The organism is Streptomyces sp. NPDC042364 (genome assembly GCF_056437585.1).
In genome coordinates, this window is sequence record NZ_JBWKAJ010000006.1 from 182,499 (window position 1) to 196,398 (window position 13,900).

Consider the following 13,900-nt stretch of genomic DNA (forward strand, 5'->3'; position numbering starts at 1 on the left):
ACCGGGGCGCCGGGGAAGGGGGCGCCGGGGAAGGGGGCGCCGGGGACCGGGGAAGCATGCCCCGGTCAGGCGCGTCCGGCCATCGTCTCGGTCCCGGCGACGAGGGTGTCCAGCGCGTAGGCGAGGTCCAGGGCGGCGGCCCGGGGTTTCGTCCTCGCCCCGGGCCACCGCCCGCTCACACCGCCGCTGTCGTCACTTCGCCTGCGTCAGGTCGTAGAACGTCGTGCCGTCGACCGTCACCGCCTCGAAGTTCTCCTGGACCCAGGTGCTGATCTGCGAGGAGGTGCCGTCGCTCCCGCCGCGCATGCCGCCACCGGTGCCGCCGGAGATGAAGTAGTGGATCTCTCCTTCCGCCACGTACTTCTTGAACTCCGCGAGGGTCGGGGAGGGGTCCGTGCCGTTGAAGCCGCCGATGGCCATGACGGGTTCGCCGGTGGAGAGCTGGTAGCTCGCCGCGTTCTGGGCGCCGATCGCGGCCGCCGCCCAGGTGTAGTCCCCGGCGTTCTTCTCCAGCAGTTCCCTGACCTCGTCGCTGACGCTCGCGCCGTTGAGCAGACCGCCCATGCCGCCGCCACCGCCCATCCGGCCGTCGTCGCCGTTCTGCGTCTGCCCGTTGCCCTGGCCCTGCGGCTGGGTCTGCGTGGGGCCGTTGCCGTTCTGCTGCCCCTGCCGGCCGTTCGGACCGCCGCCGAAGCCTCCGGCCGGGGGCCGGCCCGTCTGACCGTTCCCGTTCTGGCCGTTGCCCTGCTGGTTGTTCTGGCCCTGCTGGCCCGGCATGCCGCCGCCACCGGGGCCGCCCATGCCGCCACCTCCTCCGGGACCGCCGCCCCGGCCGCCCTGGACGGACGGTCCGGCGGTGACGATCGAGCCGGTGTGGCCCTCGCCCAGCGTGGTGAGGGTGTACGCCGTCGGGCCCGCGAGCGCGGTGACGAAGCTCAGGCCCACGACCGCGAGGGCCAGTTGCCGCCCGAGCCTGGCGACGAAGACCAGGCCGAGTGCCGCGGCCAGACCGCCGGCCAGTACGACCCACTTCAGCCAGGGCAGGTAGTCGGTGGAGCGGTTGAGCAGGACGTACCCCCAGACCGCGGTGGCCGTCATGGCGGCGGCCAGGGTGAGGGACGCCCAGAACTTGGCGCGCTGGTCCCACAGCAGAGCCGCGCCCATACCGATCAGCGGCGCGATGTAGGGCGCGAGGGCCACGGTGTAGTACTCGTGGAAGATGCCCTGCATGAAGCTGAAGACCACCATGGTGATCAGCAGCGAGCCGCCCCAGAGGAGGAACGCGGCGCGGGTGGCGTCGGTGCGGCGCAGCTTGCGCGTGGCCCAGACGGCGGCGCCGAGCAGGATCAGCGCGGCGGGGATCAGCCAGGAGATCTGGCCGCCGATGTTGGAGCCGAACATCCGGTCCCAGCCGGTCTCGCCCCAGTTGCCGCCGCCGTTGCCGCCGCCCCCGCCGACGCTGCCGGTCTCCTCGCCGTTGATGCGGCCGAGGCCGTTGTAGCCGAAGGTCAGCTCCAGGAAGGAGTTGGTCTGCGAGCCGCCGATGTACGGGCGGGACGAGGCAGGCCACAGCTCGACGATCGCGACCCACCAGCCGCCGGAGACGACCATCGCGAGCCCGGCGAGCAGCACCTGTCCGACGCGCTTCTTCCAGGTGCCGGGGGCGAACGCGACGTACACGAGCGCGAGCACCGGCAGGATCAGGAAGGCCTGGAGGGTCTTCACCAGGAAGGCGAGGCCGATGGCGGCACCCGCCCAGACCAGCCACTTCGTCTGCGCCTTCTCCATCGCGCGGAGGGTGCAGTACACCGCGGTGGCCATCAGCAGCGCGAGGGCCGCGTCCGGGTTGTTGAAGCGGAACATCAGCGCGGCGACGGGCGTCAGCGCGAACACCGCCATGGTGAGGAAGCCGGCCGTGGCGCCGAAGCGACGGCGTACGGCCGCCCACAGCACCCCGGCGGTGGCGACGGCCATGAGGACCTGCGGGAAGAGGATCGCGAAGGAGTTCAGGCCGAGGAGCCGTACCGACAGGGCCATCGGCCACAGGGAGGCCGGGGGCTTGTCGACGGTGATGGCGTTGGCCGAGTCCAGCGAGCCGAAGAAGAGGGCCTTCCAGGACTGGCTGCCCGCCTGCACGGCCGCCGAGTAGAAGGAGTTGGCGTACCCGGAGGCCGTGAGGTTCCAGGTGTAGAGGCCGCCGATCAGCAGCAGGGCGAGGAGGAAGCCGGGGCGCACCCAGCGGTTGTCCTCCGGGCGCCCGCGCCACAGCCGCCGGCCGAGGGGCTGCCGCGGCTCGCCGGAGCCGGGAGCCGTGGGCGTGCCGGGTGCTTCGGGAACGGCCCCTTCCTGGACGGCTGTTCTGGTCGTGGGCGGGCCCCAGCCGGGGTCGGCGTGGCTCGCGCCCCCCTGGTGCGGCGACGTGTCGAAGTGTGTGGTCATCGTGTGTTCCTCGAGTCCTGGTCGTGCGGGCGCACCGGCCGCATCGGCATGGTCGCGTCCCCCCGGGTGCGGTCCGCGGCGTCACCGGCGCGGAACTGGGTCGTGGGGTACGGGGTGTTCCCGTACGGGGCTGTCGGCGCCGTCGCGTGCTCGGCGCGCTGGGCGGTGCGGGTCGCCGTCGGGCGCGGGCCCGCCGGCTGGAACCGGTCCTGGTGGCCGTAGGGGCCGGGCTGCCCCGGTCGTACCGTCGCCGTGGTCGCGTGCACGGCGGTGGTCGTGGCCGCGGCCGGGTCGCCGGGCCGGTGCGCGGCGACGACGGTCGAGGCGGGAGAGGTGCCGCTGTCCCGCCGGTCGGGGAAGACCCAGGCCCGGAAGAGCAGGAACCGCAGCACGGTCGCCGCGAGGTTGGCGGCGACGAGGACCGCCAGCTCCGTGGAGCGCGCGGGGTCGGTGGTCGCCGCGTCGAGTGCGACGAGGGAGCCGCTGGTGAGGGCGAGGCCGATGCCGAACACCACCAGGCCCTGCGCCTGGTGCCTGACGGCACCGCCCCGGCCGCGGACGCCGAACGTCAGGCGCCGGTTGGCCGCCGTGTTGGCGATCGCCGAGACGAGCAGGGCGAGGGCGTTGGCGGTCTGCGATCCCGCGAGCGTACGGAAGCCGCTGTAGAGCAGCAGGTAGAAGAGGGTGGACAGCCCGCCGACGACGCAGAAACCGAGGAGCTGGCGGGCGAGGCCGCGCGGCACGTCCTCGATCTCGCGGTCGCGGGGGTCGTCCCCGAAGGGGCGGGCGAGCCGGTCCAGCGCGATCGTCCCGGTGGCGAGGGCCTTGCCCACCCGCCACACGCCCTTGAGGTCGTCGGTGGCCGTCCTCACGATGTGGACGGTCGAGTCCGGGTCGTCGACCCAGTCGACCGGCACCTCATGGATCCTGAGTCCGGCGCGCTCCGCGAGCACCAGCAGCTCGGTGTCGAAGAACCACCCGGTGTCCTCGACGAGCGGCAGCAGCACCTGCGCCACGTCCCGCCGTATCGCCTTGAACCCGCACTGCGCGTCCGAGAAGCGGGCCTGGAGCGAGCCCCGCAGGATCAGGTTGTACGCCCGGCTGATGAACTCCCGCTTGGGGCCGCGCACCACCCGCGAGGAACGGGCGAGCCGGGAGCCGATCGCGAGGTCCGAGTGACCGGAGATCAGCGGGGCCACCAGCGGCAGCAGGGCGTTCAGGTCGGTCGACAGGTCCACGTCCATATAGGCGAGGACCGGGGCCTCGGAGGTGGACCAGACGGCGCGCAGGGCCCGCCCGCGCCCCTTCTGCTCCAGCCGGAACGACCTGACCTCCGGGAGCTCCGCCGCCAGCCGCGCGGCCACCTGGGGCGTGGTGTCCGTGGACGCGTTGTCCGCGATCGTGACGCGGAACGCGTACGGGAAGGTCCGCGCGAGGTGCTCGTGCAGTCTGCGGACGCACGGCTGGAGGTCCTTCTCCTCGTTGTAGACGGGGATCACTACGTCCAGGACAGGCGTACCGGCGTCTCCGGCCGGGAGGTGCTCCCGCGCCGGCAGGATGCCGGGAGAAGAGTCGGTTCGCATGACACGTACATTCGCGAACCGCTCTGTTATGCCCGTGTGCTGACGCTGTGCCGTGCCTGTGAGTCCGGTTGCCGGTCCGTCGCGTCGACGAGGTCCTGGTCGGCGCCGTGGTCCAGGTCGTCGAGCTGCCAGTCGGCGGCGGCGTCGAGCAGGGGCCCGGCCGCGCCGAGGACGGGCAGGTGCACGGTGAACACGGTCCTGCCGGGCACGCTGTCGACGGTCACGGCACCGCCGTGCGCGTCGGCCACGGCCTGCACGATGGCGAGCCCGAGCCCGGTCGAGCCGGACGCCCTGGAACGGGAGGAGTCCCCGCGCGCGAACCGTTCGAAGACATGCGGCAGCAGCTCCTCGGGGATGCCCTGCCCGTCGTCCTCGACGTCCACGCACATCCACGGCCCGCGCCGCTGCACGCGCGCGGTGACCGTGGTCCCGGGCGGTGTGTGCGTACGGGCGTTCGCCAGCAGGTTGACGAGGACCTGTTGGAGCCGTGCCGCGTCCGCCGACACCAGGGCCGGCGCGTCCGGCAGGTCGAGCCGCCAGTTGTGGCTCCGCCCGGCCGCCCGCGCGTCGCTGACGGTGTCGACGACCAGCGGGATCAGATCGGTCCGCTCGAACTGCAACGGCCGTCCGGCGTCGAGCCGCGCGAGCAGCAGCAGATCCTCGACGAGCAGCGTCATCCGCCCGGACTCGGACTCGATGCGGCCGAGCGCGTGCCGGGTGTCGGGCCCGATCTCCTCCCGGCCGCGCCGGGTGAGTTCGGCATAGCCGCGGATGGACGCGAGCGGTGTCCGCAACTCGTGACTGGCGTCCGCCACGAACTGCCGTACGCGCGTCTCGCTCTCCTGTCGCGAGTGCAGCGCGCCGTGGATGTGGTCGAGCATCCGGTTGAGCGCGGCCCCCACCTGCCCTACCTCGGTGTGCGGGTCGGTCTCGGACTCGGGCACGCGTTCGTTGAGGGTGACCTCACCGGTGTGCAGGGGCAGTTCGGAGACACGGGTCGCGGTGGCCGCCACCTTGCGCAGGGGCCGCAGGGCCACACCGACCAGCGCGGACCCGGCGATACCCGCGGCGACGAGCCCGGCGCCGGTGACACTGAGTTCGACGATGATGAGGGTGTTGAGGGTGCTGGTGACCTCGGTGGTCGGCAGGCCCACGTAATAGGCGCCGTTGTCACCGCTGCGGTACTCCACGCGGTACTCGCCGAGGCCCGTGATGGTCACGGTGTGCGCCTGCTTGTCCTTGGGGACGGCGCTCAACTCGGCGAGCTGCGCCTGGTTCAGCCGGACCGCCGTGGCGTACGTGACGCCGTTGTCGGACGTCGTGCCCTTGCTGTACCTGCCATCGACGGCGGTGCCGCCCTCGACCTCCGCCGCGATGGTGCCGATCATCTGCTGCGGCCCCTTGGTGACGAAGTCGTCCAGGTCCGGTGGCCCCATCAGCTTCTTGTCGGGATCGACGGCCCCTTGCTGCTCATCGGGTTTGGGCTGCGCGACGTTGGGAGGTACGCCGTCGGGACCCTTGCCCGCGGCACGCCCCAGCACCTCACTGACCGACTTGTCGAGCTGGTCGTACAGACGTTCCTGCATCGCGAACGTCGTCACCGTCCCGATCACCGCGCACACCACCGCGATCAACGCCACCGCAGAGACGACGAGCCGCGTACGCAGCGTGCGCGGCTGCCGCTTCCCTCGTCCCGGCTCGAGCTGCGGCCACCACTGCGTACGCGTCCGTCGCCGACCGCTCATGACGCCGCGGGCTTGATCAGGTAGCCGGCCCCACGCCGGGTGTGGATCATCGGCTCGCGCCCGGCGTCGATCTTCCGCCGCAGATACGAGATGTACAGCTCGACCACGTTCGCCTGGCCGCCGAAGTCGTACGACCACACGCGATCGAGGATCTGTGCCTTGCTGAGCACCCGCCGAGGGTTGCGCATCAAAAACCGCAGCAGCTCGAACTCGGTGGCGGTGAGGTGGATGTCGTCCCCGCCCCGCGACACCTCGTGACTGTCCTCGTCGAGCATGAGGTCACCGACGACGAGCACCGAGTCGGAGCGCCGGTCGGCCGCGCCGGAGCGCCGGATGAGCCCGCGCAGCCGAGCGACGACCTCTTCCAGGCTGAACGGCTTGGTGACGTAGTCGTCGCCGCCGGCGGTGAGCCCGGCGATCCGGTCCTCCACCGCGTCCTTCGCGGTGAGGAAGAGGACCGGCACGTCCGGCAGCTCACGCCGCAGCCGCCCGAGGACGGTCAGCCCGTCCATGTCCGGGAGCATCATGTCCAGGACGACGGCGTCGGGCCGGAAGTCGCGCGCGGTCTGGAGGGCACCCGTGCCGTCCCCCGCACTCCGGATCTGCCATCCCTCGTAGCGAAGGGCCATGGACAGCAGCTCGGTGATCGACAGTTCGTCGTCCACCACAAGCACTCGGACGGGGCTCCCGTCCGGCCTCAGCAGTTCGGTGCGCCCCTGGGGCGAGGTCGTGGTCATGCTGGACACCTTGTCGGGGTCCTCTGAGAACACCCTTTCTGGAACCTGTGATTTTTCTGAGAAACGCACAGGCACCTCTCAGGGAACTCCTGGGAAGATCCCCGACTTCCGGGACAGACCCCCCTCCCACCAGGGGTTTCCCGCCCCGCCTCACGGTCTGCACCAGGTCGCCACACCGGGGGCCCACAGCTTCCCGCCCCACAGGAAACCGGGCGCGCACCCCCGCTCTGACTCCACTCTTATGCAAGCGCCGTCATGCTGCTCCCCCGCTCGCCGGACCGCCCGTCCCTGATCCCGTCCCCTGCCTCACGAACCCGTGGCTGCGCTCGACCTTGGCGACGTGCAGGGAATAGCTCTCGTACCATTCGGCCCGCCCCCGCTTCTGGGCCGCCCGGTGTTCCGCATCGCTCCGCCACCGTTCGAGGGCGTCGGCGTCCCGGAAGTACCCCACGGTGATGGCGAGACCGCCGGGAGTCCGCGCGTGGTCCATCCCGAGATACCCCGGCACCTCCCGCACCAGTTCCTCCATCCGCTCCGCCGTCTCCCCGTACCCGCTCTGGTCCTCGGTCCGCGTGGAGGTGAACACCACGGCGTAGTAAGGCGGTTCGAAGGCGGGGACAGGTGCTATCTGCTGATCGCTCATGTCGCCACTGTCTCGTCGGCCATCGGCCGGCGTCCAGCGCCTTTCCGCACGGGATCCAGAAGGGATCGAACTCTTTACCCACGGCCGGTCGCCCCGGGGCCGGCGCCCCACGGCCGGTCGACCTGCGGTCCACCGCCGGTGCCGAGGCCCGAGGACCGGCAGCCGGGGCGGGACTGGCGAGTCTGCACGGCCGACGGCCGGACTGTGCAGCACCGCCCGCCCTCAGAACAACCCGTCCTGCACCCCTTCCCCTCGTTCCCTCAACTCTCTGACCGGCACGGTGACCCCGGCACGCCCGCCCCCGCCCGTGGGAGCGGTCAACTCCCACCCGGTCATGAGCCTGGTGTCGAGGACGACGGCTCCCCTCCCGGTGGCCAGATGCAGATCGGGCCCTGCCACGGCGAGCACCTCACCGCCCACCACGCCACCCGCGACCAGCTCGCTCACCACCCCGTCGGCAGCCGGCAGCCCGCTCAGCCCGAACACCTCGACATGATCGAATGCCCGGAACGCCATCGGCTCCAAGGACTCCGGCCATCCCGGCAGCCCGAGAGCCCGCTCGTGCACCGCCGCCAACTCCCCTGTGCGCTCCGCCCTTTCCGGCAGAGCGGAACGCACCGTCCTCTTCTCGGCGTACGGAATCCGGTCCGGCACCTTCAACGCGGCCCGCAGCAGCTCCTCGGCGCGCCGCGTGGCCATCAGCGGCCCCCGCCCGAGCCAGGCGAAGCACACCGCCCCCTGCTCCAGCAGCCGCGCGGACCCCCGCTCGACGGCTGTGATCCCGACCTTCACCATGCCGGGCCCGAACCACGCGAGATACACGTGGTACGGCCGTGGATCATCGGCGATGGTGTCCGCGGCCACGGAATGCGCCCGGTCGAGCCGCGCACACTCCTCGCACCGCGCCCCGGTACTCCGCCCCGGCACCTCCGCCCGCACCGGACACGCGTGCCCCCGAGCCCCGACGCACGTCCGTCCGCCCCCGCCCACGACCTCGAAAGCCACCGCCTTCCCCCGAGGCAGGGGACTTCTCCGCCCGCCTTCCCACACCAGACAGGGCTCGGTGCCGCCCCACCGCAGCCCGGTACATCTCCACGTGTGTGCCATCCCTCACGACAGTAGAGTGCACCACTGACAATGACCCTGACCTGCGGAAACCCCGTGACCGTGGGGCGGTTCCCAGTCCGGGTACCGGCGAGGGGGCGAGGACCGCTCCGGCGCGAGCCGCTCAGGGGCGGGAGTCGGGCCGGGCGGTGTGGGCAGGGTGACCGGCCGTACGGCGGGCCTCTTTCATCTCGGCCTCGTAAAGATGGTCCCGGCCATCGGCCAATTCACCCACGGCGCTCTTCTCGAGCGCCTTGAACGGCTCGTAGTACGTGTCGTTGTAGGCCTCGACGATCTGGAACGTCCAGTGCCCGGGGATGACGTTGCGCCCGAGGATCTCCGTCCGCACCTTCTCGGCCCACTCCGGATGCCCGGCCTCCCGCAGCAGGCGTACCGCCCGGTCCAGCTCCAGATCGGCGCCGCCCGTCAGCTGGTGGAAGCCGTAGAGGTGGCCGCGGGCCCGCTCGGTCATCTCCAGCGCCTTGGAGAGCGCTCCGAGTGCCTCCACCGTCGTGTCGCTGATGCCCTCGGGCCGCTGATGGGCGCGGTCGGGGCCGTCGTGGTGAGCATTCATGATTCCCGAAGTGCCCGTTTTCTGCGCATTCCATTCGGTCGGCGTGGGTGTGTCACAGCCGGGGTGTGTCACGGCATCCCGGCGCGGTACTCGTGACACCGCCATGCAGACGTTCCTGCCCTACCCCGACTTCCGGGCCTCGGCGCTCTGCTGCGCGGCCACCCTCGTCGCGACCCCCTCGCCTTCCGCCCCAGCACGCGTGCCCTCCGCCAGCACCCCTGGCGGAGGCCGGCGAACTATCCCCCTGGCTGGGCGACGCCCCAGTCCACCGCAGCCACCGCTCGGCGCCACCGAGCCCTGAGGCCGCCGCGTCCGACGTCCATGGCCTCGGCCGACATCAACCGCTGCTGTACTTCCTGCGATACGGGCACGACAAAGCCCCCTCCGGGATGATCCCGAGGGGGCTTTGACCTGTGTGCACTCGGCAGGATTCGAACCTGCAACCTTCTGATCCGTAGGATCGGGCAGTGCGTTGGGCGGGGGCTCCGCCTTCCCCCCGGCTGATCGCTGGCGATCGTGATCAACGGCCTCTGTGTGCCGTCGTTGCCGTCAGCGTTGCCGTCAAGCACTGTGATCCAGCGCTGCCCTTCAAACGTCCACAATGCGCGTCTCGCAACAGAACACACCGAGTCAAGAGGGCGTGCCATCAGGCTACATACCGTCTGGATGATGAACACAGGAAGCTTGACGCGCAAGCTCCTTCGCCTTCTTGCCTATCTGATTCTGTGAAAGTCCTTGCCATCCTACGATGAGTGCATGTGCAGCATGGCGTGGATGTTCTGGCTCTGGCACATCCGGTGGCCACGGATCTGGAACTACATCAAGATCTTGATCCCGCACGCCCTTAACTTCCAGCTCCCAGATGGAGTCATGCGGATCTTCAGATAAGCCAGTCGGCTCCACACGGTGCTCATCTAGAATCCTGCGAACATAGACGGAGGTACCGTCATCATGGGGCTTAAATGCCGCACTAGAGGGCCCAAGTTCCTCCTGCGTCACACTATCGCGACGGATCATGCTTGGAACTTTGGTGTTTACTCTCCGCCAGAGCAGATCCCCATCGAGAATCTCCTGCTCTTCACTCATCCCCGCCCCCGATAACACAGACTTCACCTAGAAGCAGGCCTTCTTGCTTGCAGGGAGAAGTGCAGCAGGATCCTACGGAACTCGACAAGCCTGTCTCGCCGACTTGGGATGCTGAACTCAACTTCAGCTTCATCTTGCCCATCTGCTAGCGCGCATCCAGATTGGCCATCAGGGGCAACTTCGATCTCGATCGAATTGCCACTCACATGCCACTCAGCCTGGAGTCCACCGTTAGGGAGTGGGAAGATCTGAGGCTGCAAGCTGCGCCGATCCATGACCGAGAGCAGAACGTGAAGCATTGCCACACCGGCCTCGACGGTGACTTGCTCGGCACGGTATCCGTCCCAAGCTTTAGGCAGAGCGAGCAGCTTGTTGATCTTCTCAACCGCTAGGCCCATGTCCGGCACACCCGCGCCCTCTTCTTGGACATCGATTGTGGCCGACGGCCCTACCCTGGAACGCCGTGTGCGACGAGTCGTTGCACTGTCGACGGATGGGCCAGCCGGCGCTGCTCTCCTCGTGGTCAACCCAGTAACCACGGGATTCATCGCTTCCACTGCCATCAGAGTCATGAGCGTTTCCCCCAGCGTTCATGAGCTGTCTGCGTCGTAATTTCCGCGAAGCTTCTCACGAGATGATCATGAGCCTCTTTGAGAGCATCCAAGGCCCCATCAACTGACGTACTCGACGGCTTACCTTGGGTCGTCATAGTCAGGAATGCACCCGGCGTCTCATCACCCACAACTCCAGGCTCAATGGAAACACGCAAGAAGAAATCTCTACCAGTGCGGGCACCCTCGATCGGGAAGTCAAAGACTATCTGCGAATTTGCCGGGCGGCCGAGATGGTGAGTCGCAAAGTCGGGCCAGGTATGGAAGATGTCCTCCAAGTCCCATTGGCCAGACTCTCCAGCACGGAGCGTATTGATGTAACTCAGCTCAACATGAAGAATCTCAAGCTTCGACCGAAATGACTCTTCAACAAACCTTGAAACATCAGCGACACGTCGAGAAAAATGATTCAGGACATATGCGAACCGGGGATACGTGTCACCAACGCCGCAGCTACGCCAATTAACGATGAGTCGATCCGGCTGCAACTGAACTAGATCATTCCCGTTTTCACCATGGAACCAGTAGCGAGTTTCCCTCAGGGATGGAAAATCTACCCTGATCTTAGGACTCGAGCCAGCCGGACCAGACTCCACAGATGGAAGCGTCGGTTGTTCTTCAATTTGAGGCAGTTCCGACTTCCACATGTCATAAAGAGGAGCAAGCCGAATGCCACTCAGCTCCGGCACTTTGCGGAACTTAACCCCGCACGCCACTTCAACCACTGGCGGCTCAGAGAAGTCTGGCAGGCTTGTCACTGTATCCTCCTGTGTGCGCCGCCCGGCTTCATGCCCGTCTCGTAGTTCATGCCCCCCGCTTCCTGAGCAGACACCTACCCGCCCACTTGTTAACGAGCATAAGAGGACCAGACCTCACTGTCGATGGGAAAGTGTGACTTCAGTCACCCCTTGTAGTGAAACTGTTGCCTCTGTTCACCCATGTGTACGACAGATGCCTAGGTTTGACCCGACGCGTGACCTTCGCTGTCAACTGCCGGAAGTCGACCAGGCCGTCGGCCGGATGTGATCACGATGGGGCCCCTCAACGCCTGCTGCGCCACTACCACCACCTGCCCCGCCGCCATTGCGAGTGATCCGATCAACACATCCATTTCGTCACTCTGACGTGAATGTCGTTGAACCCTATGTTGCATGCCATCTTGGTCTGAGATCCTGTAGGCCGGATCGAGAAGGGCTGCAGGTATGGAGTGGAAGACGCACGGTGAGCGACAGATCTACACGAACAAGTGGGTGAATCTGTGCCTGGTCGACGTCCAGCAGCCTGACGGGCGCAGGTGGGAGTACCACGTTGTTCGTCTGCGGCACCTGGCCGTGGCCGCCGTGGTCAACGATCGTCAAGAGGTCCTGATGATGTGGCGGCACCGCTTCATCACGGACTCGTGGGCCTGGGAGTTGCCCATGGGCCTGGTCGAGGAGGGCGAGACTCCGGAGGAGGCTGCGGCCCGTGAGGTTCTAGAGGAGACGGGCTGGCGCCCCGGCCCCATCAAGCCCCTGATCTACGCCGAGCCGGCCAACGGGATTACCGACTCGCAGCACCACGTCTTCAGGATCGACGGCGCCACCTATGCCGGGCCGCCCACGGAGAAGAACGAGTCCGACCGCATCGAGTGGATTCCCCTCTCTGAGGTGCGGGGCATGATCGATCGCCGGGAGGTCGTGAGTAGCGGCTCGCTCGTCGGCCTGCTGTACCTGCTCATGGATGAAGCGATCCGCTGACTGGCGGGAGGAGTTCCCGTAGCCGCGCCTCGAAGGCCAGGGCTACGGGCTCCTGCCTGTGTGGGGCCAACTGGTCGTAGAACTCCCTGAGATGGCCTGATACTCGCTCGGATGCCACTGCCGACGCCGGTTCCAGTGCCTGCGTGGCGGTGTCGCACGCCTGGTCGAGCTTGCCCTGATCCAGCTGCGTACGGGCAAGCCAGAACGAGTGAAACGCCCGGCCGCGCTGGTTGGTGCGGGCCTCGCGCAGCAACGCGTCCGCGATCAGGGGTTCGGCGGTGGCTGCTTCGCCCAGTCGGCCGTGGGCAATGCCCGTGTCCACGATCAGCTTCGTCTCGTCGAAGTACGACACCCAGGACGGATCCGGGTCGCTGACCTGAATCAGCTCGAAATGGCGGTGAGCCTCCCCGATCGCCCGGTGCGTGGAGTCCCGGTTGCCGAGCGTGGCGTGAGCGAAGGCTTCGCGCATCGACAGCATGGACAGGACCCGCGGCGTGGTGTCGATAGCCGAGCGGGCCTGGTCCTGGGCGGCGGTGACGAAGGCCAGGGAGTCAGCGGGCTTGTCCTGGTACGTGCCCTGCAAGCTCATGCAGGCAAGGACGTTGGCCATGAACTGGCGGTCGTCGATCTCCTTGGTGCCTTCAACCGAGTGGGCGAAGTCCTGCGAGAGGACGACGGCAACCCGCTCGACGAAGCCGACAAGTAGCAGCGAAGCCCCCGGGTTACTCCCCCTGCTCCACAGGCTCAAGGTCAAGACGGAGCCCCCACCGACCTCGGTGGGGGCTCCGTCCTTTGGTGGGGCGGTCGGCTCAGCCGCTGATCCGATCGATGGTCTCCACCCGAGTGGCCCGGATGCGCAACGTCACGGCCGTGCCGCCGTGGCCATCGTGCGTGTAGAAGTCGATGAACTCTCCGACGGTGGCGAACCCCGTCGCTTCGACCTCGCGCTTGCTGCTGCTGAAATCCTTGTTGATCACGTACTTGTCCATAGCGGTCATCCCTTCGACCGCTTCGGGTCGTTACCCTGCGGAACCGTGTTCTGCTCCCGCACCTGGCCGTTCTTGCCACGGATACGCAGCTCTCCGCCACCACCGTTGGCCAAGATCTCCTTGGCACGCGAGACCGCCTCGGCCTGAGTCGGCAGCACGGCGCTGGCTCGCTCGGCTCCGGGCTTCGTCACTGCCCAGCCGTCGTCTCGCTTTGACACGTCCCGTGTGTTGGGCCGGCCTGTCATGGCACATCCGTTTCCGAGGACGGACGCACGGGACGGCCATCTTGGAAGAACCAAGAGAGAGCGATAGGGTCCGAAAGCGCTACCAACGCATCAGGCCCCATGCCGTGCGCCCAGCCTCAAGTTGGGCCCCAGCTGGGGCCTGCTTTGGTTTGGCGGATCAAGTGAAGCACCACAGACGCCCCGTCAGCAAGCAAGGAACCCCTACATATACGGGGGTGTCAGCGAAATGCCACAACATCTTGTGTCTGGCAGAGAGCTCAACACCAGACTACCGGCACCCACTGACAGTCAGGAGTCCTCGACGGGGAGGACCCGACTGCGAAGCTCCCCCGGCGCACCCACACGCCATCGAGCGCGGGGGTCACGGATCGGGGCCTCGCGGCAGAGGGCAGGATGGCGTGCCGCCGA

Annotated in this window: 12 protein-coding genes and 1 pseudogene; 1 reads left to right on the forward strand and 12 read right to left on the reverse strand. The window is 68.0% G+C overall.

Annotation, left to right across the window (positions count from 1 at the left end):
• Positions 1 to 192 precede the first annotated feature (192 nt).
• The 9 genes from AC067N_RS15030 to AC067N_RS15070 form a co-directional block, all read right to left on the reverse strand.
• Entirely contained in the window at positions 193 to 2,439 is a 2,247-nt protein-coding gene (locus AC067N_RS15030) for an ArnT family glycosyltransferase (protein ID WP_478679304.1), read from the reverse strand.
• The gene (locus AC067N_RS15035) at positions 2,436 to 4,022 is read right to left on the reverse strand and encodes a bifunctional glycosyltransferase family 2/GtrA family protein (protein ID WP_478679305.1); all 1,587 of its coding nucleotides are present in this window, start codon (positions 4,020 to 4,022) and stop codon (positions 2,436 to 2,438) included. The genes AC067N_RS15030 and AC067N_RS15035 overlap by 4 nt, the downstream gene beginning before the upstream one ends.
• 26 nt (positions 4,023 to 4,048) lie before the next feature.
• Positions 4,049 to 5,767, reverse strand: a complete 1,719-nt coding sequence (locus tag AC067N_RS15040; protein WP_478679306.1) for a sensor histidine kinase — start codon at positions 5,765 to 5,767, stop codon at positions 4,049 to 4,051.
• Entirely contained in the window at positions 5,764 to 6,504 is a 741-nt protein-coding gene (locus AC067N_RS15045) for a response regulator transcription factor (RefSeq protein ID WP_478679307.1), read from the reverse strand. Before AC067N_RS15045 ends, AC067N_RS15040 begins: the two co-directional genes overlap by 4 nt.
• Positions 6,505 to 6,757: 253 nt before the next feature.
• Positions 6,758 to 7,147, reverse strand: a complete 390-nt coding sequence (locus AC067N_RS15050; RefSeq protein WP_478679308.1) for an antibiotic biosynthesis monooxygenase family protein — start codon at positions 7,145 to 7,147, stop codon at positions 6,758 to 6,760.
• 222 nt (positions 7,148 to 7,369) lie between these two features.
• Positions 7,370 to 8,254, reverse strand: coding sequence for a DUF2797 domain-containing protein (locus AC067N_RS15055; RefSeq protein ID WP_478679309.1), 885 nt, complete (start codon positions 8,252 to 8,254; stop codon positions 7,370 to 7,372).
• Positions 8,255 to 8,375: 121 nt separating this feature from the next.
• Complete coding sequence (locus AC067N_RS15060; protein ID WP_478679310.1) at positions 8,376 to 8,825, reverse strand: hypothetical protein; 450 nt, start codon at positions 8,823 to 8,825, stop codon at positions 8,376 to 8,378.
• Between the two features lie 651 nt (positions 8,826 to 9,476).
• Positions 9,477 to 9,911, reverse strand: coding sequence for a hypothetical protein (locus tag AC067N_RS15065; RefSeq protein WP_141689522.1), 435 nt, complete (start codon positions 9,909 to 9,911; stop codon positions 9,477 to 9,479).
• Between the two features lie 568 nt (positions 9,912 to 10,479).
• Positions 10,480 to 11,280 carry a TIGR04255 family protein gene (locus AC067N_RS15070; RefSeq protein WP_478679311.1) on the reverse strand — a complete coding sequence of 267 codons (801 nt, stop codon included), beginning with the start codon at positions 11,278 to 11,280 and terminating at the stop codon, positions 10,480 to 10,482.
• Between the two features lie 444 nt (positions 11,281 to 11,724).
• Here AC067N_RS15070 and AC067N_RS15075 point away from each other — a divergent pair, with 444 nt between their 5' ends.
• Positions 11,725 to 12,258 (forward strand): NUDIX hydrolase, encoded by a 534-nt coding sequence (locus AC067N_RS15075; protein WP_043407174.1) that lies wholly within the window; start codon positions 11,725 to 11,727, stop codon positions 12,256 to 12,258.
• Here AC067N_RS15075 and AC067N_RS15080 read toward each other — a convergent pair.
• From AC067N_RS15080 to AC067N_RS15090, 3 genes and pseudogenes are all read right to left on the reverse strand, one after another.
• A pseudogene (locus AC067N_RS15080) lies at positions 12,236 to 12,895 on the reverse strand (hypothetical protein); the annotation flags it as partial. The gene AC067N_RS15075 and the pseudogene AC067N_RS15080 overlap by 23 nt on opposite strands.
• 172 nt (positions 12,896 to 13,067) lie before the next feature.
• On the reverse strand, positions 13,068 to 13,247 hold the full coding sequence (locus AC067N_RS15085; RefSeq protein WP_053560289.1) for a hypothetical protein: 180 nt from the start codon (positions 13,245 to 13,247) through the stop codon (positions 13,068 to 13,070).
• Between the two features lie 5 nt (positions 13,248 to 13,252).
• Positions 13,253 to 13,465 carry a DUF2188 domain-containing protein gene (locus AC067N_RS15090; RefSeq protein WP_478679312.1) on the reverse strand — a complete coding sequence of 71 codons (213 nt, stop codon included), beginning with the start codon at positions 13,463 to 13,465 and terminating at the stop codon, positions 13,253 to 13,255.
• Positions 13,466 to 13,900: the final 435 nt, after the last annotated feature.

Coding starts and splice junctions, on each gene's coding strand:
- AC067N_RS15075 (WP_043407174.1), top strand. CDS start 11,725: ATGGAGTGGAAGACGCACGGTGAGCGACAGATCTACACGAACAAGTGG.
- AC067N_RS15055 (WP_478679309.1), bottom strand. CDS start 8,254: ATGGCACACACGTGGAGATGTACCGGGCTGCGGTGGGGCGGCACCGAG.
- AC067N_RS15030 (WP_478679304.1), bottom strand. CDS start 2,439: ATGACCACACACTTCGACACGTCGCCGCACCAGGGGGGCGCGAGCCAC.
- AC067N_RS15050 (WP_478679308.1), bottom strand. CDS start 7,147: ATGAGCGATCAGCAGATAGCACCTGTCCCCGCCTTCGAACCGCCTTAC.
- AC067N_RS15060 (WP_478679310.1), bottom strand. CDS start 8,825: ATGAATGCTCACCACGACGGCCCCGACCGCGCCCATCAGCGGCCCGAG.
- AC067N_RS15065 (WP_141689522.1), bottom strand. CDS start 9,911: ATGAGTGAAGAGCAGGAGATTCTCGATGGGGATCTGCTCTGGCGGAGA.
- AC067N_RS15045 (WP_478679307.1), bottom strand. CDS start 6,504: ATGACCACGACCTCGCCCCAGGGGCGCACCGAACTGCTGAGGCCGGAC.
- AC067N_RS15035 (WP_478679305.1), bottom strand. CDS start 4,022: ATGCGAACCGACTCTTCTCCCGGCATCCTGCCGGCGCGGGAGCACCTC.
- AC067N_RS15040 (WP_478679306.1), bottom strand. CDS start 5,767: ATGAGCGGTCGGCGACGGACGCGTACGCAGTGGTGGCCGCAGCTCGAG.
- AC067N_RS15085 (WP_053560289.1), bottom strand. CDS start 13,247: ATGGACAAGTACGTGATCAACAAGGATTTCAGCAGCAGCAAGCGCGAG.